Here is an 18,804-nt window from a genome sequence, read left to right on the forward strand (position 1 = left end):
CCTCGGTCGCGTGCCCCCAGCCCGGCTGCGTGGCCCCGGCCCGGTCGCACGCCCCCGGCCCGGTCGCGTGACCCCGGCCCTGGCGCGTTCCCCCGGCCCTGGCACATGCCCCCGGCCCTGGCGCATGCCCCCGGCCCTGGCGAGCGAGATCCGGCCCCCGCGTCCAACGGCCCACCCTCGGCCCCTGGGCCCTTTCGCCGATGCCCCCACAAGCCCCATTCGACCGGCGCCCAGAAACTCCGCCGAACGACGCCCCACGGCCCTATGCCCCAAGCCCACGGCCCGTTGGCCCACCGCCTTCGCGGGCCCCCGGCCGAGCACGCCTTCGCGGACCCCTGCCCGAAGTCCTCGCGGGAGCCTTGACCAGCGCCCTCGCGGAGTCGTGGCCGTGGTCGCCGCCCCGGCCCTCGTGCGCCTGCGGCCGGCGCCCCTCGCGGGCACCCTGGCCGGCCGCGCGTACCCGCCGGCCGTTTCTCGACGCAACCCTCGCTCCTCAGACCGCCGAGGTCGACGCCGGCGCCGTTGGTGCCGGGGTCGGGTCCGGGGGGCCGTTGGCGACTGTGGTGGTGGTTCCTCCGGCCGGGGAGGGGGAGGCGGCGGGCGAGGGAGGTGGGGCGGGTGAGGATGCCGGGGGCGGTGGCGGGGAGGAGGCAGGTGGGGCGACCACCGGGCTGCTCGGGCCGGGCGTCGCGGATGCCGTGGCCGTGGGACCCGCGCCGGGCCGGGCCGTCCCGCTGGCCGAGGGCCGGGCCGCCGGCGACGCCCCGCCCGGTGAAGCCGCCGGGCTCGCCGACGCGCCCGGCACCGCGCTCGCCCCCGGCTTGCCCGGCACCGCGCCGGACGGGAGGGCGGTGTTGGCCGCGCCGCCCGGGAGCACGGTGCCCGGCACCCCGGGTCGCTCGCTCACGGAGTCGTCCGGCGCCGACGGGCTGTCGACCTTGCCGGCCGCCGGCTTGTCGTCGTCGGCGACGCCCGGCACCGGTACCGGCAGCCAGGGTGCGCCCGCGTTGCCCGACAGCAGCGTGGCCACGATGACGACGGCGTACGCCCCGCACGCGGTCCCCACGAGGATGCCGATGCGGCGGAACGTCCGGCTGCGTCGGCCCGACTCGTCGACGAACACCGGGACGTCGCAGGCGCCGGCCTCGGGACCGTCGGCCCGCCCCTTCTTGAGGGGGTCGAGCTGCACCGTCACCTCGGCCGGATCGTGCCCCTTGCCGTCCGCCCCGCCGGGCTCCTCTCCCCAGGGATCCCGGAGATCGCTCGACCGTTCATTTTCGGAAAGACTGTTCGAAGTTTCCGGGCCTGACAACAGACCGCTTTCAGACGGTACATCCATCACTGACCGGCATCCGCCGCTTTCTCCCGCCATGGACGTCAGGGATTGACCCCCCACCCCGGGAAAGCTCTGGGATCCTGCCCCCGGGACCAGTACGTCCCGGGTCGGCTTCGCCGCCTCCGGCCACTCCGGTTGGGCGTCTTCTCGCCAATTCTTCACGTGCGCACTTCCCCCCACGGAACTGTTCTGGGTGCGCTTACGACCCCGAGCGCACGTCGACGGAACCAGGCCCCCACCCGGCTCCTGCGCCCCTTTTACCCCATTGCGCTCAGGTCGACGAATCTAGCGCAGGCTTGGGCCCTGTGTTCTCGATGTGTCATTTATGGTCAGAAGTCATGTTCATGCCTATGGCCGGATTTCACCCCTTGACGGCTCCCCGGAGGCGCGTTCTCGCAGCCCCGCCCCGACTCCCGGCCCACCGAAGGGCATCGACGGTCGGAGCGACCAGCCCCTTTCATCACACCAACGACACAGAGGGACAAAGGGACGCGGTCGACGGCGGAATCGAGCGAGGCCTCAGGCATGGCCGGAAAATTCACTCCAACGGGACGGCGGATTGCCTGCTTTATCCGCGATGCGGCGACCCCCTCCCCCACGCCCCATTGACGCGATCACATCAGCCACATACCTTCCCCCGTCGAAGCGCTTCGACGTCACGCATCGAATCGATTCGACGAACCGGTCGACGAACGAAGTCGATGAACGAGGTCGACGACGAACGAGGTCGACGTACCGAGTCGTCGAACGTCGCGTGACGGCTGTTCTGCCCCCAGCACCATCCGACTCCCCGGAGGCACAGGATGTTGACGGCACGAAGGCGTGTGGTGGCGAGTGCGGCGGCGGTCCTCACCGGATCCCTGCTCCTGGCCTCCTGCGGTGGCTCGGACGGCGGCGGCTCCTCCGACGCGGGGACCCTGCGGCTGTGGCACTACGAGGGCCCCAACAGCGCGATGGGCGTGGCCTGGACGGAGGCGATCAAGGAGTTCGAGGCCACGCATCCGGGTGTGAAGGTGAAGTTCGAGGAGAAGAGCTTCGAGCAGATCCAGAAGACCGCCCCGATGGTCCTCAACTCCTCCGACGCGCCCGACCTCATGGAGTACAACAAGGGCAACGCGACGGCGGGCCTGCTCTCCAGGCAGGGGCTCCTCACCGACCTGTCCGCCGAGGCGACGAAACGCGGCTGGGACAAGCTGCTCAGCCCGGGCGTGCGCACCACCAGCCAGTACGACGCCGACGGCGTGATGGGCTCCGGCAAGTGGTACGGCGTGACCGACTACGCCGAGTACACGATGGTCTACTTCAACAAGGACCTGTTCGCGAAGTACAAGATCGCCGAGCCGAAGACGTTCGACGACCTGGTCGCCGCGATGAAGACCTTCACCGAGAACGACATCACCCCGCTCGCCAACTCCGGCGCCGAGTACCTCGCCCAGCAGTACGTCTACCAGCTGGCCCTGTCCAAGGCGGACCGCTCCTGGGTCGACTCCTACGAGCTGTACAAGGGTGAGAAGGCCGACTTCCACGACGCGGCCTGGACCTACGCCGCCGAGACGTTCGCCGACTGGGTGAAGAAGGGGTACGTCGGCAAGAGCTCCACGAGCGCCAAGGCCGAGGATGCCGGCGTCTCCTTCCTCCAGGGCAAGGCGCCGATCCTGTTCTCCGGCAGCTGGTGGTACGGCCGCTTCCAGGACGAGGCGACCTTCGACTGGGGCACCACCCTGTGGCCCGGCTCGACCCTCACCCCGGGCTCCGGCGGCAACCTCTGGGTCGTCCCCAAGAGCGCGAAGAACAAGGAGCTCGCCTACGACTTCATCGACATCACCCTGTCGAAGAAGATCCAGAACCTGCTGGGCAACAAGGGCGGCGTCCCCGTCGCGGCGGACCCGGCCGCCATCACCGACCCGAAGGCCAAGGAGCTGATCACCCACTTCAACACCGTCAGCGGCCGCGACGGCCTGGCCTTCTACCCGGACTGGCCGGTCCCCGGCTTCTACGACGTCCTGGTCTCCGAGACCCAGAAGCTGATCACCGGCAGCGAGAAACCCGACGACTACCTCAGCAGTCTCCAGAAGGCCTATGACAAGGGCGCACCGAAGCGATGAGGGCACGCGCCCCTGGAGCCCCGCGCGACTCCTACGCCCTCTTCCTCCTCCCCGGCGCCCTGGCCTTCCTCACCGTGATCGTCGTCCCGTTCCTGATGAACACGGGCGTGAGCTTCACCGACTGGCAGGGCGTGGGCAGCCCGTCGTGGTCCGGGCTCGCCAACTACCGGGAGCTGGTCGACGACACGGAGTTCTGGGAGTCGTTCCGGCACAGCCTCTTCATGGTCGTCGCGATGGCGGCGATCCCCACGGCCGTCGGACTGGTCCTGGCCGCCGCGCTGTTCGACTATGTCGGCAAGCACTTCGGCTCCCGGATCGCCGCCGTCCTGCGGGCCTGCTTCTACCTGCCCCAGGTGCTGCCGATCGCGGTCGCGGGCATCGTCTGGAGCTGGATCCTGGCTCCCGACAACGGCTCCCTCAACGAGCTTCTCGAAGCGGTCGGCCTCGGCGGGTGGCGGCAGGACTGGCTCGGCGACCCCGACGTCGCGCTGTACAGCGTCATGGGTGTGATGGTGTGGGTGCAGCTGGGCTTCCCGCTGGTCGTCTTCATGGCGGGCCTGCAACGCGTCGACCCCCAGCTGCACGAGGCCGCCGAGCTGGACGGCGCCGGCTGGTGGCGCCGCTTCCGGCACATCACACTGCCGCAGATCCGCCCCGAGCTGTACGTCGTGCTGACCTGGTGCACGATCGCCGCGCTGAAGGTGTTCGGCGCGGTGTACGTCCTGACGAAGGGCGGCCCCGGCGGCGCGACCGACGTCCCCTCGTACTTCTCCTTCACCACGTTCTTCGAGAAGACCCAGGTCGGCTACGGCGCCGCGATCTCCACGGTGCTGACCGTGATCATCCTGGCCCTGTCCCTGATCGGCCTGAGACTGCAGACCCGCGCGGAGGACGCCGAGGAAGGGGCGCGCACATGAGGAGGATCCTGCGCCGCTACCCGGTCCTGATCGCCCTCTGTCTGGCCGCCCTCTTCATGGTCGTCCCGTTTCTGATCGTGGCGGTGAACGCGGTCAAGTCCCCGGCGGAGTACTCCCGCAACGGCCCGCTGAGCCTGCCCGAGGGCCTCTATCTGGATGGACTCAAGGACTTCTGGGAGCGGGTGGACTACACCCAGAAGCTGATCAACTCGGTCGTCATCAGCGGCTCGGTGGCGGTGCTCGCGGTCGTCCTGTCCATCCTGACCGCGTACGCGATCGGCATCGGCCGGATCAGGGGCCGCACCTGGGTGCTGGCCTTCTTCGTCCTGGCGAACATGCTCCCGCAGGAGGCGCTGGTCTACCCGCTCTACTACCTGAGCAAGCAGGCCGGCCTGTACGACACCCGGCTCAGCGTGATCATCGTCTTCACGGTGATCCAGTCGGCCTTCGGCACGTATCTCCTCTCCTCCGTCCTCGGCCGGTTCCCGCGCGAGATCATCGAAGCCGCCCGCATCGACGGCGCGACCAAGTGGCAGGTGCTGTGGCGGATCGTCGTCCCGGTCAGCCGCCCCACCCTCGGCGTACTCCTCGTCTTCTTCTTCATCTGGACCTGGAACGAGTTCCTGCTGCCGCTGGTCATGCTCGTCTCCAACGACAACCAGACCGTGTCGGTGGCCCTCGGCGTCCTCCAGGGCCAGCGGCTGATGGACGCCACGATGACCAACGCGGCCGCCCTCCTCGGGGTGCTCCCGGCCCTCGTCTTCTTCCTCGTCTTCCAGCGGACGCTCACCCGCGGCATCGCCGTGGGCGCCGTGAAGTAGCGAGGACCGAGCAGTAAGGACCCCCGCCCATGAAGTTCTCCGACGGATACTGGCTGCTGCGCGAGGGCGTCACCGCCGCCCACCCCACCGAGGTCCTGGACGTCACCGCCTCGGACGGCGCCCTGGAGATCCATGCGCCGACCCGGCCCATCCGCAGCCGCGGCGACCTGATGACGGGACCGGTCATGACGATCAGAGCCCACACCCCGATGCCCGACGTCATCGGACTCACCCTCACCCACTTCACCGGCGAGCGCCCCCGCGAGCCCTCCTTCGACCTCACCTGCGCCGACCCCACCCCCCAGCTCGCCCATGACGACGACCACGCGATGCTGACGTCCGGCGCGCTGTCCGTGAAGGTCGCCCGCTCCGGCCCCTGGCACGTGGAGTTCCTCGCGCACGGCCGCACGCTCACCTCCAGCGGCCCCAAGGGCATGGGCATCATGCGGGACGCCGGCACCGGCGGCCACTACCTGCGCGAACAGCTCAACCTGGGCGTGGGGACCACCGTCTACGGCCTCGGTGAACGCTTCGGCCCGCTGGTGAAGAACGGCCAGACCGTCGACATCTGGAACGCCGACGGCGGCACCGCCACCGAACAGGCCTACAAGAACGTGCCGTTCTACCTCACGGACGCGGGCTACGGCGTCTTCGTCGACCACCCGGGCAAGGTCTCCTTCGAGATCGGCTCGGAGACGGTGTCCAAGGTCCAGTTCAGCGCCGAGACACAGGAGTTGACGTACTACGTCATCCACGGCCCCACCCCGAAGGACATCCTGCGCAAGTACACCGCCCTCACCGGCCGCCCCGCCCTCCCGCCCACCTGGTCCTTCGGCCTGTGGCTGTCCACGTCGTTCACCACCTCCTACGACGAGGAGACCGTGACGTCGTTCATCGAGGGCATGCGGGAACGCGAACTCCCCCTCTCCGTCTTCCACTTCGACTGCTTCTGGATGCGGGAGTTCAACTGGTGCGACTTCCGCTGGGACCCCCGTGTCTTCCCCGACCCGGAGGGCATGCTGGCCCGGCTGAAGGCGAAGGGCCTGCACGTCAGCGTGTGGATCAACCCGTACATCGCGCAGCGCTCACCGCTGTTCGCGGAGGGCAGGGAGCTGGGGCATCTGCTGCGCAGGCCCGACGGGAGCGTCTGGCAGTGGGACCTGTGGCAGCCCGGCATGGCCCTCGTCGACTTCACCAGCCCCGCCGCCCGCGACTGGTACGCGGCCAAGCTGGAGGCGCTGCTCGCGCAGGGCGTCGACTGCTTCAAGACGGACTTCGGCGAACGCGTCCCGGTCGACGTGGCCTGGGCGGACGGCTCCGACCCGGAGCGGATGCACAACTACTACACCTACCTCTACAACCGCACCGTGTTCGACGTCCTGCGCAAACACCGCGGCGAGGGCGAGGCGGTCGTCTTCGCCCGCTCGGCGACCACCGGCAGCCAGCAGTTCCCCGTCCACTGGGGCGGCGACTGCGAGGCGACCTACGAGTCGATGGCGGAGTCGCTGCGCGGCGGACTGTCCCTGGGCCTGTCGGGCTTCGGCTTCTGGAGCCACGACATCGGCGGCTTCGAGGGCACCCCCACCCCGTCCCTCTTCAAACGCTGGCTGGCCTTCGGCCTGCTGTCCTCCCACAGCAGACTGCACGGCAGCTCCTCCTACCGGGTGCCCTGGCTGTTCGACGAGGAGGCGGTGGACGTCCTGCGCCACTTCACCCGCCTGAAGCTGCGCCTCATGCCGTATCTGTACGAGGCCGCGCGCGTCGCCCACGAGGAGGGCGTGCCGGTGATGCGGGCGATGGTCCTGGAGTTCCCCGACGACCCCGGGTGCGCGCACCTGGAACGGCAGTACATGCTCGGCCCCGACCTGCTGGTCGCGCCGGTGTTCAGCGACGAGGGAGAGGTGACGTACTACGTCCCCGACGGCACGTGGACGCACTACCTCACCGGCCAGACGGTGACCGGGCCGCGCTGGATCCGGGAACGGCACGGGTTCCTCGGCCTGCCGCTGCTGGTGCGGCCCGGCGCGGTGCTCCCGGTGGGCGCCCACGCCGACCGGCCGGACTACCCGCACGCCGACGGTGTCACCCTGCGCACCTACGGCCTGGAGCGCGGCGCCCAGGTGACGGTACGGGTCGGGGACGTGACCTTCACCGTCGTCCGGGAGGGCGACACGCTCCGGGCGTCCGCGAGCGACCCCTCGGCGCCGTGGGCGCTGGCCGCCGGCGACCGGGTCGCGCGGGCGGAGGCGGGCACCGGGTTCCTGACACTGGAGAGCGTGGAGGCGGGCTGATGGTGAAGATCACCGATGTGGCACGGCACGCCGGGGTCTCCCCCAGCACCGTGTCGTACGCGCTGAGCGGCAAACGCCCGATCTCCGCGGAGACCCGCAAGCGGGTCGAGGAGGCCGCCCGTGAGCTGGGCTACCGCCCGCACGCGGGCGCCCGCGCCCTGGCCAGCAGCCGCTCCAACGTGCTCGCGCTGGTCGTCCCCCTGCGGACCGGCATCCACGTCCCGGTCGTCATGCAGTTCGCGGTGTCGGTGGTGACAGCCGCCCGACGGCACGACCACGACGTGCTGCTGCTGACCCAGGAGGAGGGCGAGGAAGGTCTGCGCAGGGTCGCGGACACGGCGCTGGTCGACGCGCTGATCCTGATGGACGTCCAACTCCACGACCCGCGGCTGCCGTTGCTGCGCTCCCTCGACCGGCCGTCCGTGATGATCGGTTTCCCGCTCGAGGCCGACGGGCTGACCTGCATCGACCTCGACTTCCGGGCGGCGGGCGAGCGGTGCGTGGAGCATCTGGCGCAGCTCGGGCACCGGGTGGTGGGGCTCGTCGGCTCACCACCGGAGGTGTACGTGCGCGGGACGGCGTTCGCCCAGCGCGTGGTCCAGGGTTTCACCGCGGCCGCAGACCGCGCCGGCCTGGCCTCCGCGGTCCACCCCTGCGAGGCGACCCCGGCCGCGGCCCGCCACGTCGCGGAGCAGCTCCTGCGCGAACAGCCGGCGCTGACGGGCGTCGTCGTCCACAACGAGGCGATCCTGGAACCCCTGATCGACGCGTTCGAGCACCTCGGCCTGCGCATCCCCGGCGACCTGTCGGTGACGGCGATCTGCCCCGACGAACTCGCCTCCGCCCTCCGGGTCCCCGTCACGTCGATCGCCCTGCCGTCCGCGGAGATCGGCGAACAGGCGGTGAACCTCCTGATGCGAAAGCTGGACAACGAGCCGGTCCCCCAGGCAACCCTCCTCCCACCCCACCTCACCCCCCGCGCGAGCACGGCCCCCCGCACGATCGGATGAGGCGCCGACGTCGTCGTACACAGCAGAAGACCCCGCTCCTCGAAAGGCGCGGGGTCTTCTGTTCACATGGGATGAGTGGAGATGGCGGGAATCGAACCCGCGTCCAACGGTGCAGAATCAGGGCTTCTCCGTGTGCAGTTCGCTGTGATTTTCTCGGCCCCGGTGATCACGCGAACAAGTCGCCGACGGGCCCAGTCACTGTTTGATTTCCCATCCGACCCCGTGACCGGGCCAGATGGTTTAGTTCCCTAGATTATGCCAGGATCCGGGCCGGGAACACTCCCGGGCTGACACCCTTTAGGGTCCTACATCACTGCTTATTAGGCAGCGAGGGCGTAGGACTGGGAATCGCTCTTGGTATTGGCGATTATTTTTTGCGACATATGGTTTACGAGATCATTGCCGCTTCCTCGACACGCTTCCCCTGCTTCAACAGCCGCTGTCGAAACCGATCATCCCCATGTTGATTTTTCAAGCCCTCCGAAGAGGTGTCGCACCCGCTGTGGGGTGCTTGTGCCATCGTACGTGAACAACGCACGCCGATGCCACCGTATTCCCCGCCGCTACGCGTGCCGCTGCTTCCGCTTCGCCGCCGCGATCGCCCGGTCCGTCTCCCGGCGGTCCTGCTGCTCGCGCAGGGTCTGACGCTTGTCGTACTCCTTCTTGCCGCGCGCCAGCGCGATCTCGGCCTTCGCCCGGCCGTCCTTGAAGTACAGGGCGAGGGGCACGATCGTGTGGCCCGTCTCCTCCGACTTCACCGCCAGCTTGTCGATCTCCTCGCGATGCAGCAGCAGCTTGCGCTTGCGGCGCGCGGAGTGGTTGGTCCAGCTGCCCTGGCTGTACTCGGGGATGTGGGCGGCGTGCAGCCACGCCTCGTTCCCCTCGATCTGGACGAAGCCGTCGGTCAGCGAGGCCCGGCCCTGGCGCAGCGACTTCACCTCGGTGCCGGTGAGGACGAGCCCGGCCTCGTAGACGTCGATGATCGCGTAGTCGTGCCGGGCCTTCTTGTTCTGCGCGACGATCTTCCGCTTGCCGTCCTTGACCTTGCCGGACGCGGCCGCCCCGCCCTGCTTCGGCTGGGACTCCTTCGGTACGTACATTCCCTTGCTCATAGTCCCGCCATTTTCGCACCTCGCAGGGGGAAGAGGGAAAGTCGATTACGAAGCGTCCCCGAGACCGCTCAGCACGCTCTCCGCGCGCTTCAGCGCCCCGGTGTCCGCTTCCAGGTCAGGGGTGATGCCGTGGCCGTCGACGCTGTGGCCGGCGGGGGTGCGGTAGTGGCCGACGGTGAGCTCGGCGACGGAGCCGTCGGGCAGCCGGTTCGGCATCTGGACCGAGCCCTTGCCGAAGGTGCGGGAGCCCACGACGACCGCGCGGCCACGGTCCTGGAGGGCGCCGGTGAGCAGCTCGGCCGCGCTCATCGTGCCGCCGTCGACGACCGCGACCAGGGGTCTGGCGGTGTCGCCGCCGGCCTCGGCGTGCAGCGCGCGCTGCTCGCCGTCGACGTCGTAGGTGGCGACGAGGCCGCCGTCGAGGAACGCGGAGGCGGCGGTGACGGCCTCGGTGACCAGGCCGCCGGAGTTGCCGCGCAGATCCAGGACGATCCCGGCGTCGGCCGGCGCCCGGCGGACGGCGGTGCGCACGCTGTCGCCGACGCCCTTGGTGAACGCGGCGACGGTGATGACGGTGATGTCGTCGGCGAGCCGGTGCACGCTGACGGAGTCCGTGGACAGCAGGGCCCGGCGCAGGGTCTCGCTCCACGCGCGCGTGCCGCGCTGCAGACCGAGCCGGACGGTGGTGCCGGCGGACGCGTCCTTGGCGTCGCCGCGCAGTAAGGAGACGACGTCGGTGACCGGGAGCCCGTCCACGGGCCGCCCGTCGACACTGCTCAGCCGGTCGCCCGCGCGGAGTCCGGCTTCGGCGGCGGGTGAGCCGGACTGCACCCTGGTGACCTCGATGCGGCCGTCCCGCTCGCGCCGCGCCTCCAGGCCGACGCCGGTGTACCGGCCGTCGAGGGACTCCTCGAACTCCTCGTACTCGTCCTCGGAGTAGACGGCCGCCCAACGGTCCCCGCTGCGGCTGACGGCACGCTCGGCGGCCTCCATCGGGGACTTGCCGTCGGCTGCGGCCTCCTCGGCGGCCCGCGTCACGTCCTCGGAGTGTCCGGCGGGGGCGGTGGAGGGGGTCACACTGCCCGCGGCGCCCGCGCTCCTGCGTCCGCCGCCCGGTTCCTGCGGCAGCGAGCCGGTCGCCGCACCGGCGACGAGGACGCTCGCGAACACCAATGTCAGGGCGGCCCCGCGGCCGAAACGGCGGGGCTGACAGAACAGGTCTCGGCCTGACATGGCGGTGAGTCTAGGGGAACGCGAAGGGCCGCACGGTCGGTTGACCGTGCGGCCCGCGGGGCGTGCGTCACACCTTCAGGTACTTGCGCAGAGCGAAGAAAGCCGCCAAAGCGGGCATCAGCAGGCTGGTGGCGAGGATGAGCGGCAGCTTCGTCAACACGGCGTCCCAGCCGATGAAGTTGATCAGGTTCAGCTTCTGGGAGAGGGCCAGGCCGTTGTCGATGATGAAGTACCGGGCGATCACCAGGAATCCGCAGGCGACCGTGCCGCCGATGAGTCCGGCGACCGCGGCCTCGGCGATGAACGGCGCCTGGATGTAGAACCCGGAGGCGCCGACGAGCCGCATGATGCCCGTCTCGCGCCGCCGGCTGAAGGCCGAGACGCGCACGGTGTTGACGATCAGCATCAGCGCGACCACCAGCATCAGCGCCATCACCGCCCGCGCCGCCCAGTTCATGCCGTTGAGCAGCCCGAAGAGGTTGTCCAGGATGCCCTTCTGGTCCTGCACCGACTGCACGCCGTCGCGCCCGTCGAAGGCGGTCGCGATGACCTGGTACTTCTCCGGGTCCTTCAGCTTGATGCGGTACGACTCCTGCATCTGGTCCGGCGTGAGGGAGCTGGCCAGCGGGGAGTCGCCGAACTGCTCCTTGTAGTGCTTGTAGGCCTCGTCCTGCGACTCGTACGTCACCTTCTCGACGACGCCCATCTTGTCCAGGTCGGACTTGATCTGCTTCTTCTGGTCCGCGGTGACCGCGCCCTTGGCGCAGTTCGGGTCCGACTCGGCGTCGCTCTTGTTGCAGAGGAAGATCGAGACGTTGACCTTGTCGTACCAGTAGCCCTTCATCGTGCTGACCTGGTCGCTCATCAGGAGCGACCCGCCGAAGAGCGCCAGGGACAGGGCGACGGAGACGACGACGGCGAAGGTCATCGTCAGGTTGCGGCGGAGACCCACACCGATCTCCGACAGTACGAACTGGGCGCGCATGGCGAGTTGTTCAGGCCTTTCCGGGGACGTCCGCGAGGGCGGGGGCGATGACGGGGCGGGTCAGTGCTGGTAGCCGTAGACGCCGCGCGCCTGGTCGCGGACGAGGCGGCCCTGCTCCAGCTCGATGACGCGCTTGCGCATCTGGTCCACGATGTTCTGGTCGTGCGTGGCCATCAGCACGGTCGTGCCCGTCCGGTTGATCCGGTCGAGCAGCTTCATGATGCCGACGGAGGTCTGCGGGTCGAGGTTGCCGGTGGGCTCGTCGGCGATCAGCAGCTTGGGGCGGTTCACGAAGGCACGCGCGATGGCGACGCGCTGCTGCTCACCACCGGAGAGCTCACCGGGCATCCGGTCCTCCTTGCCGCCCAGCCCGACGAGGTCGAGCACCTGCGGCACGGACTTGCGGATCTCGCCCTTCGACTTGCCGATGACCTCCTGCGCGAAGGCGACGTTCTCCGCCACCGTCTTGTTGGGCAGCAGCCGGAAGTCCTGGAACACCGTCCCCAGCTGGCGGCGCATCTGCGGCACCTTCCAGTTGGAGAGACGCGCGAGATCCTTGCCCAGGACGTGCACCTGGCCGTGGCTGGTGCGCTCCTCGCGCAGGACCAGCCGCAGGAAGGTGGACTTTCCGGAGCCGGAGGACCCCACGAGGAACACGAACTCGCCCTTCTCCACCTCGAGGGAGACATCCCTGAGTGCGGGGCGGGTCTGCTTGGGGTAGACCTTGGAGACGTTGTCGAATCGGATCACGGATGCACCACGGGTCGCCGGGGGTAGATGAGCGTGACCATACGCGAACCGGGTACGCAAGCGCAGGCGCAGGGAGGGGTTGCGGAAGGCTTGTGGGCTTTTGTCTGGTGCTGTGAGGGGGCGCAGCCCCCGCAGCACCAGGGGCGCGGGGAACTGCGCGACAAGCCCCCGTCGGCACGGGGCCGCGAGACAAGAGCAATCCCCCCTCTGGGAGCGACCCGCGCAACCTCCGGAGGAACCTGGCAGAGTGGTAGGGGAACGTTCGCGTTCCCGTAAGCGTTGTGTCCATGGAACCGGTGCAAGGAGGGCGAGCGCATGACGTACGACCGGCTGGTGTGCGCTAACTGCGCCGCGCCCGTGAGCGAGGGCCGGTGCCCGGTGTGCCGCGCGAACCGCGAGCGGCTGCAGCAACAGGAGAACTTCTTCGCGGGGCTGAACCCCATGGCGCTGATCGCGCTGCTGGCGGTGCTGGTGGCGGCGTTCGCGCTGCTGGCGCACCAGACCGCGTAACCCGCGGCGGGACACCCGAAGGGGCCCGGAGCTGCTGCTCCGGGCCCCTTGGTGCGTACGTCACGTACGGGTGCGACTACCTACCGTCAGGCAGCGGCCCCGCCGCGGCCCTCCACGAGGCGCGGCAGCACGCGGAAGCCGATGCCTCCGGCGATCATCGTGGCGGCGCCGATGATCAGGAACATGGTCTGTCCGGCACCGGTCTCGGCCAGCTCCTTGCCGCCGCTCTGCGCGGCCGCGTCGGAGGTGTCCGAGGTGTCGGTCAGCGCGGAGCTGCCCACCTCCTGGGTGGAGGCGCCGTCGGTGCCGGTGCCCGTACCGGCGGAGGCGCTGCCGGCCGAGGTCGAACCGGCGGAGGTGCCGCCCTCGGAGGACGAGCCCGAGGAGGTGTTGCCCGTCGAGGTACCGGACGAGGTACCGGTGGACGTACCGGACGAGGTGCCCGTGGACGTGCCCGCCGAGGTACCGGTGGACGTACCGGACGAGGTGCCCGTGGACGTGCCCGTCGAAGTACCGGTCGACGTGCCCGCCGAGGTACCGGTCGAGGTGCCCGAGGACGTACCGGTCGAGGTGCCCGTGGACGTACCGGTCGACGTACCCGTCGAGGTGCCCGAGGACGTGTTGCCCGCGACGGTGCCCGAGGACGTGTTGCCCGCGACGGTGTTGCCCTCGGAGGCGTTGCCCGCGGCCGTGTTGCCCTCGGAGGCGTTGCCCGCGGCCGTGTTGCCCTCGGAGGCGTTGCCCGCGGCCGTGTTGCCCTCGCTGGAGTTGCCCGCCGCCGTGTTGCCGCCGTCCTCGCAGTCCGGGTTGGCGACGATGGTGCACGGGTCGTCGCCGTCACCGGCAACGGTCGAGACGAGCCCGCTCAGGCCGCCCTCGTCGGTGTCGGCCGAGGCGACGCCGGCGATCGTCAGCGAGGCGCCCGCGGCGATCACGGCGCCGGCGGCTATGCGCGCGACCCGGATCCGCGTCTTCTTGGTCATATGGTTGCTACCCCCAGTAGCTGATCGTCGATGAGGCCGCGCTCGGGACTGTGATCGACGGAGGTAGCAGAGATGCAGCTGAAGTCCCCCGGTTCACATGCGCCCCGGAGATACGCATGCCACACTGCACCTTCCCCATTTTTCAAAGCAACGTCAAGGTCGTTGCGCACGCAATGTCCAGGTCGGGGCGCTTTGCGCGATGGCGGTGTTGTGAATGTGACGTAAAAGGTAACCGCCCCTGATCCAGGGGCGGTTACCTTGTCGACAAAACTACTTCTCTTGCTGCTTGCGCCAGCGAATTCCGGCTTCCAGGAACCCGTCGATCTCACCGTTGAACACGGCCTCGGGGTTACCGACCTCGAACTCGGTGCGCAGGTCCTTGACCATCTGGTACGGGTGCAGGACGTACGAACGCATCTGGTTGCCCCAGGAGCTGCCGCCGTCCTTGAGGGCGTCCATCTTGGCCCGCTCCTCCTGGCGCTGCCGCTCCAGCAGCTTCGCCTGGAGCACGTTCATCGCGGTCGCCTTGTTCTGGATCTGCGACCGCTCGTTCTGGCAGGAGACGACGATGCCGGTGGGCAGGTGGGTGAGGCGCACCGCGGAGTCGGTGGTGTTCACGCCCTGGCCGCCGGGGCCGGAGGAGCGGTAGACGTCCACCCGCAGCTCGGACTCGTCGATCTCGATGTGGTCGGTCTGCTCGACCACGGGGAGGATCTCGACACCCGCGAAGGAGGTCTGCCGGCGACCCTGGTTGTCGAAGGGCGAGATGCGCACGAGGCGGTGCGTGCCCTGCTCGACGGAGAGCGTGCCGTACGCGTACGGGACCTGCACGGCGAAGGTGGTCGACTTGATGCCGGCCTCTTCGGCGTACGACGTCTCGTAGATCTCGGTCTTGTAGCCCTTCTGCTCCGCCCACCGCAGGTACATGCGCTGCAGCTTCTCGGCGAAGTCCGCGGCGTCGACGCCACCGGCCTCGGCACGGATGTTGACGAGCGCCTCGCGGGCGTCGTACTCCCCGCTGAGCAGCGTCCGGACCTCCATCTCGTCCAGCGCCTTCTTGACGGCGGTGAGCTCGGACTCGGCCTCGGCGCGGGTGTCCGGGTCGTCCTCCTCCTCGGCCATCTCGAACAGCACGGAGAGGTCGTCGATCCGGCCGCGCAGCGCGTCCGCCTTCCTGACCTCGGCCTGGAGGTGGGACAGCTTGCTGGTGATCTTCTGCGCCTCGTCCGGGTTGTCCCACAGGGACGGCGCGGCCGCCTGCTCCTCGAGCACGGCGATGTCTGCCCTCAGCTTGTCGAGGTCCAGAACGGCCTCGATCGACTCCATGGTCGAGGAGAGGGACTTGAGCTCTTCGGATACATCGACGACTGCCACGCCTCCAGCGTAACGGACCCGGCATCCCAGCCCGTCCGGCATCCGGGAGACGAGGAGGTCACGGTGACGCCGGGGTCGAGTTGTTGGTGTCCTGCGGGGTCGCCCCCGCGTCGTCGCCCGAGGTGGCCGCCCAGGTGCCGATCCCCGCGGCAGCGACCAGGGCCGCCGCGGCCACGCCCAGCGTGATCCGGCGCCGACGCGTGGCGGAACGGTTCCGTGCCGAGCCGGGGCGCGGTGCACCGGCCGCCCTCGGCACCCGGGCCGTCCCGTGCGCCCCGCCCGCCAGCTCGTCCGGCGCGGGGACGCGCATCGACGTGTGGGTGTCGCGGTTGGAGTCCGGCTTCGCGCCCGGCACCAGCGGGACAGAGCCCCGCCGGACCTTCCCGGAGGGCGCCTCGGGGGCGGACGCGGCGGGCGCGGTCTCGTGCGGCTCGGCGCCGTCCTCCTGCTCCGTGTCCGGCGAGTCGACGTCCAGCGGCGGCATTCCCGCCAGCGTCGGCAGCTGCTCCCGCAGCCGTGCGGCCAGCTCGGACGCCCGCAGCCGGGAGGCCGGCGCCTTCGCCAGGCACTGCACGAGCAGTTGCCACAGCTCGTCCGGGATGCCGGGCAGCGGGGCGACGGACTCGGTGACATGGCGGCGCAGCACCGCGCCCGGGTGCCCGCCGCCGAACGGGGTGAAGCCCGCGAGCAGCTCGTACAGCACCGTCGCCAGGGCGTAGATGTCGACCGAGGCGCGCGGCGGGAGGCCCTCGACGATCTCCGGGGCGAGGTAGTCCGGCGTGCCGATGATCTTCGTGGCGCGGGTCCGCTTGGGGGTGTCGATGAGTTTCGCGACGCCGAAGTCGGTCAGCAGCGCGCGGTGCGAGCCACCGGGGCCGAGCGGGCCCTGCATGTCGAGCAGGATGTTCTCGGGCTTCACGTCGCGGTGCACGATCCCGGCGGCGTGCGCGGCGGCCAGGCCCTCGGCGACGTCCGCGACGATCGCCACGGCGGCCTCGGGCGCGAGCCGCCGGTCGCGTTCGAGGCGGGTGCGCAGGTCGGTACCCCGGACCAGGTCCATGACCAGCGCCAGGTCGTTGCCGTCGACCACCAGGTCCCGTACGGACACCACATGGGGGTGTTCCAGACCGAGCAGTGCCGTGCGCTCCTGCACAAAGCGGCCCACGAGCTCCTCGTCGGAGGCGAGGTCCTCGCGCAGCAGCTTGACGGCGACGGGGCCTTCCGGTCCCTCGCCCAGCCACACCGTGCCGGCGCTGCCCCGTCCCAGGATCTGGTGGGCGGTGTACCGGCTGCCGATCTTCCGTGCCAAGACTGCTCCTACAGACGCGTGTTGCCCATCAAAGTACGCGTCCGAAGAGCCAACCTTCACCGCGGAGACGGAAATCACCCGTCAGATGTCGACAAGTCCACAAACTCGCGGTCAGGGCAGGCGCCGAAACGGTGCCGACCGGTGCCGACCGGTGTCTCCCGGCGGCCACCGGTGCCTCAGTTCCCGGTGCCGCCCGAGCCGCTCCCGCCCAGGTCGCCGATCCACCCGGTGACATCGCCGATCCAGCCGGTGACCAGCTGCCAGTAGCTCTTGCCGGTGCCGATCCAGCCCTGCAGCGGGCTGAACTCCCAGACCAGCCAGCCGGCCACGAACAGGATGACGATCGTGAACAGGCAGCCCTTGAGACAGCCCAGGCCGGGGATCCGCATCGGGTTGGCGCTGCGCTGCCGCGGCTCGCGCGGCTGCCGGGGCTCGGGCGCGGGCCGCTGCTGCGGCTGCTGGGGCTGCGGCGGCGGCGCGTACCGCTGGGGCTGCTGGTGAGGCTGCTGGGCTTGCGGAGGCGCGTACTGCTGCTGCGGCTGCCCCTGGTACCCGTAGCCGGGCTGCTGTTGTTGCGGACGCTGCGGAGGCCGCTGCTGCTGCGGTTGCTGCGGGGGATACGGCTGCTGCTGCGGCTGCTGGCGGTTGACCTGCCGCTGGGGGCGGCGGCGCAGCGGGTCCTCGCCGGGGTCGAGGTACTGCTGGACCTGGGTCTGCTCGTTGCGGGCGCGGGCGCCCTGCATCTGGGACTGCCAGGGGTGCGGCTGCTCGGGCTGCTGCCCCTGCTGGTGCGGCGGCACCGGCGGCAGGACGGCCGTCGGATCGGCCGCGCCCTGCGGAGTGCCCGTGTGCGGCAGGACGGCGGTGGGGTCGGCGGCGCCCGCCGGGCCGTTCGTGTGCGGCAGGACGCTGGTCGCGGCGTTCGGGTCGTAGGCGCCGCCGGGCACGGTCGCGGGCGAGGGGTCGGGCGCGAGCACATGGCCGACGCCCTCGGCGGCGGCGATCTGCATCGAGTTCGCGTGCACCCCGATGCCCTCGGCGACGATCCGCAGCCCGCGCGCGAGGTTCTCGGCGCTCGGCCGGTCGTCGGGGTTCTTGCGCAGACAGCGCTCGATGACCGTCCACAGCGGATCGGGGACCGTGGAGGGGCGGCGCGGCTCGGCGCTCAGATGCTGGTGGAGGACCTCCAGGGCGGAACCGCCGGAGAACGGCGGACGGCCGGTGACCAGCTCGTACAGCAGGATGCCGGCGCCGTAGATGTCGACGGCGGAGGTCTGCGGGCGGCCCTCGGCGGACTCGGGGGCGACGTACGCGGGCGTGCCGACGAACTCGCTGGTGCGGGTCAGTCCCGGGGAGTCGGCGAGGCGGGCGATGCCGAAGTCGGTGAGCAGGGGGTGCATCTCCCCGCCGTTCTGCCGCAGCAGCACGTTGGCCGGCTTCAGGTCGCGGTGCACTACGCCGTCGGCGTGACTGGCGGCGAGCGCGTCGGCGACCTGGGCGGTGAGCAGGGATGCGGCGACGGGGGTGAAGGGGCCGTTCTCGCGCAGATAGCGGTGCAGGTCGGGGCCCTCGACGAGGTCCATGACCAGCGCCAGCAGATCGCCCTCGACGACCAGGTCACGGACCTGGACGATGTTCGGGTGGGTCAGCCGCAGCAGTACGGACCGCTCCCGCAGGAAGCGCATCACGACGTCGGGGTCGTTGGCCAGCTCTTCCTTGAGGACCTTGATCGCCACGGTCTCACCGGGCTGGCCGGGCACGGCCGCCTCGGCGCCCGCGGTCTCGCGCTGGCGGGCTCGCCAGACGGTGCCCGTGGCGCCGCGTCCGAGCGGCTCCTCGAGCAGGTACTTGCTGCCGACTGGCCGCACGTCACGCGCTCCCTGCTGCTTGCTTACCTGTCTGTCCGTGTTCCGACCCACTGTAGTGCCGCCGTACGGACACCGGGCTGTCGTCCTGGTGCGAAGGAAAGACGCGTGACTCGGTCGTCCTGGTTGCCGGAGCCGGACGTGACCGATCTCAACTGATCATCGGCGCCGCACTTGTCAGGCACTTTTGCGGGCAGAGCCGA

At 70.1% G+C, this 18,804-nt stretch carries 15 protein-coding genes and 1 other RNA gene; 6 read left to right on the forward strand and 10 right to left on the reverse strand.

Annotation, left to right across the window (positions count from 1 at the left end; translation table 11 throughout):
• Positions 1–493 precede the first annotated feature (493 nt).
• Positions 494–1,189 carry a hypothetical protein gene (locus ACIBTS_RS25600; protein WP_399322411.1) on the reverse strand — a complete coding sequence of 232 codons (696 nt, stop codon included), beginning with the start codon at positions 1,187–1,189 and terminating at the stop codon, positions 494–496.
• A gap of 950 nt (positions 1,190–2,139) precedes the next feature.
• On the opposite strand from ACIBTS_RS25600, the gene ACIBTS_RS25605 reads away from it, so the two are divergent.
• From ACIBTS_RS25605 to ACIBTS_RS25625, 5 genes are read left to right on the forward strand one after another with little or no spacing between them, the layout of a single operon-like run.
• The gene (locus ACIBTS_RS25605) at positions 2,140–3,441 is read left to right on the forward strand and encodes an extracellular solute-binding protein (RefSeq protein WP_399322412.1); all 1,302 of its coding nucleotides are present in this window, start codon (positions 2,140–2,142) and stop codon (positions 3,439–3,441) included.
• Entirely contained in the window at positions 3,438–4,358 is a 921-nt protein-coding gene (locus ACIBTS_RS25610) for a carbohydrate ABC transporter permease (protein ID WP_399322414.1), read from the forward strand. Before ACIBTS_RS25605 ends, ACIBTS_RS25610 begins: the two co-directional genes overlap by 4 nt.
• A complete protein-coding gene (locus tag ACIBTS_RS25615; protein ID WP_399322416.1) occupies positions 4,355–5,179 on the forward strand; it encodes a carbohydrate ABC transporter permease in 825 nt (274 codons plus the stop codon). Before ACIBTS_RS25610 ends, ACIBTS_RS25615 begins: the two co-directional genes overlap by 4 nt.
• Before the next feature lie 29 nt (positions 5,180–5,208).
• Complete coding sequence (gene yicI / locus ACIBTS_RS25620) at positions 5,209–7,470, forward strand: alpha-xylosidase (RefSeq protein WP_399322417.1); 2,262 nt, start codon at positions 5,209–5,211, stop codon at positions 7,468–7,470.
• A complete protein-coding gene (locus ACIBTS_RS25625) occupies positions 7,470–8,480 on the forward strand; it encodes a LacI family DNA-binding transcriptional regulator (protein WP_399322419.1) in 1,011 nt (336 codons plus the stop codon). The genes yicI and ACIBTS_RS25625 overlap by 1 nt, the downstream gene beginning before the upstream one ends.
• A gap of 73 nt (positions 8,481–8,553) precedes the next feature.
• Here ACIBTS_RS25625 and ssrA read toward each other — a convergent pair.
• The 5 genes from ssrA to ftsE form a co-directional block, all read right to left on the reverse strand.
• Positions 8,554–8,940, reverse strand: a transfer-messenger RNA (tmRNA) gene (gene ssrA / locus ACIBTS_RS25630).
• 103 nt (positions 8,941–9,043) lie between these two features.
• The gene (gene smpB / locus ACIBTS_RS25635) at positions 9,044–9,592 is read right to left on the reverse strand and encodes an SsrA-binding protein SmpB (protein WP_319676215.1); all 549 of its coding nucleotides are present in this window, start codon (positions 9,590–9,592) and stop codon (positions 9,044–9,046) included.
• Between the two features lie 45 nt (positions 9,593–9,637).
• A complete protein-coding gene (locus ACIBTS_RS25640; RefSeq protein ID WP_399322421.1) occupies positions 9,638–10,825 on the reverse strand; it encodes a S41 family peptidase in 1,188 nt (395 codons plus the stop codon).
• 67 nt (positions 10,826–10,892) lie between these two features.
• Positions 10,893–11,810 (reverse strand): permease-like cell division protein FtsX, encoded by a 918-nt coding sequence (gene ftsX, locus ACIBTS_RS25645; protein ID WP_399322422.1) that lies wholly within the window; start codon positions 11,808–11,810, stop codon positions 10,893–10,895.
• Positions 11,811–11,870: 60 nt separating this feature from the next.
• A complete protein-coding gene (gene ftsE / locus ACIBTS_RS25650; protein WP_020132390.1) occupies positions 11,871–12,560 on the reverse strand; it encodes a cell division ATP-binding protein FtsE in 690 nt (229 codons plus the stop codon).
• Positions 12,561–12,875: 315 nt separating this feature from the next.
• Here ftsE and ACIBTS_RS25655 point away from each other — a divergent pair, with 315 nt between their 5' ends.
• A complete protein-coding gene (locus ACIBTS_RS25655) occupies positions 12,876–13,070 on the forward strand; it encodes a hypothetical protein (protein ID WP_079661906.1) in 195 nt (64 codons plus the stop codon).
• 86 nt (positions 13,071–13,156) lie between these two features.
• Here the strand turns inward: ACIBTS_RS25655 and ACIBTS_RS25660 are convergent, their stop codons facing one another.
• The 4 genes from ACIBTS_RS25660 to ACIBTS_RS25675 all read right to left on the reverse strand — a co-directional run bounded on the left by ACIBTS_RS25660 (position 13,157) and on the right by ACIBTS_RS25675 (position 18,604).
• A complete protein-coding gene (locus ACIBTS_RS25660) occupies positions 13,157–14,053 on the reverse strand; it encodes a hypothetical protein (RefSeq protein ID WP_399322424.1) in 897 nt (298 codons plus the stop codon).
• A 270-nt stretch (positions 14,054–14,323) separates the two neighbouring features.
• Entirely contained in the window at positions 14,324–15,427 is a 1,104-nt protein-coding gene (gene prfB / locus ACIBTS_RS25665) for a peptide chain release factor 2 (RefSeq protein WP_399322426.1), read from the reverse strand.
• Positions 15,428–15,485: 58 nt separating this feature from the next.
• Positions 15,486–16,736 carry a serine/threonine-protein kinase gene (locus tag ACIBTS_RS25670; RefSeq protein WP_399322427.1) on the reverse strand — a complete coding sequence of 417 codons (1,251 nt, stop codon included), beginning with the start codon at positions 16,734–16,736 and terminating at the stop codon, positions 15,486–15,488.
• Between the two features lie 176 nt (positions 16,737–16,912).
• Positions 16,913–18,604: a serine/threonine-protein kinase gene (locus ACIBTS_RS25675; protein WP_399322429.1), complete on the reverse strand. Its 1,692-nt coding sequence runs from the start codon at positions 18,602–18,604 to the stop codon at positions 16,913–16,915.
• Positions 18,605–18,804 lie beyond the last annotated feature (200 nt).

Origin of the sequence: Streptomyces sp. NPDC050121 (assembly GCF_044460385.1) — a bacterium.
Taxonomy (GTDB): domain Bacteria; phylum Actinomycetota; class Actinomycetes; order Streptomycetales; family Streptomycetaceae; genus Streptomyces; species Streptomyces soliscabiei.

Coding starts and splice junctions, on each gene's coding strand:
- ACIBTS_RS25605 (WP_399322412.1), top strand. CDS start 2,140: ATGTTGACGGCACGAAGGCGTGTGGTGGCGAGTGCGGCGGCGGTCCTC.
- ACIBTS_RS25610 (WP_399322414.1), top strand. CDS start 3,438: ATGAGGGCACGCGCCCCTGGAGCCCCGCGCGACTCCTACGCCCTCTTC.
- ACIBTS_RS25615 (WP_399322416.1), top strand. CDS start 4,355: ATGAGGAGGATCCTGCGCCGCTACCCGGTCCTGATCGCCCTCTGTCTG.
- yicI (WP_399322417.1), top strand. CDS start 5,209: ATGAAGTTCTCCGACGGATACTGGCTGCTGCGCGAGGGCGTCACCGCC.
- ACIBTS_RS25625 (WP_399322419.1), top strand. CDS start 7,470: ATGGTGAAGATCACCGATGTGGCACGGCACGCCGGGGTCTCCCCCAGC.
- smpB (WP_319676215.1), bottom strand. CDS start 9,592: ATGAGCAAGGGAATGTACGTACCGAAGGAGTCCCAGCCGAAGCAGGGC.
- ACIBTS_RS25640 (WP_399322421.1), bottom strand. CDS start 10,825: ATGTCAGGCCGAGACCTGTTCTGTCAGCCCCGCCGTTTCGGCCGCGGG.
- ftsX (WP_399322422.1), bottom strand. CDS start 11,810: ATGCGCGCCCAGTTCGTACTGTCGGAGATCGGTGTGGGTCTCCGCCGC.
- ACIBTS_RS25655 (WP_079661906.1), top strand. CDS start 12,876: ATGACGTACGACCGGCTGGTGTGCGCTAACTGCGCCGCGCCCGTGAGC.
- ACIBTS_RS25660 (WP_399322424.1), bottom strand. CDS start 14,053: ATGACCAAGAAGACGCGGATCCGGGTCGCGCGCATAGCCGCCGGCGCC.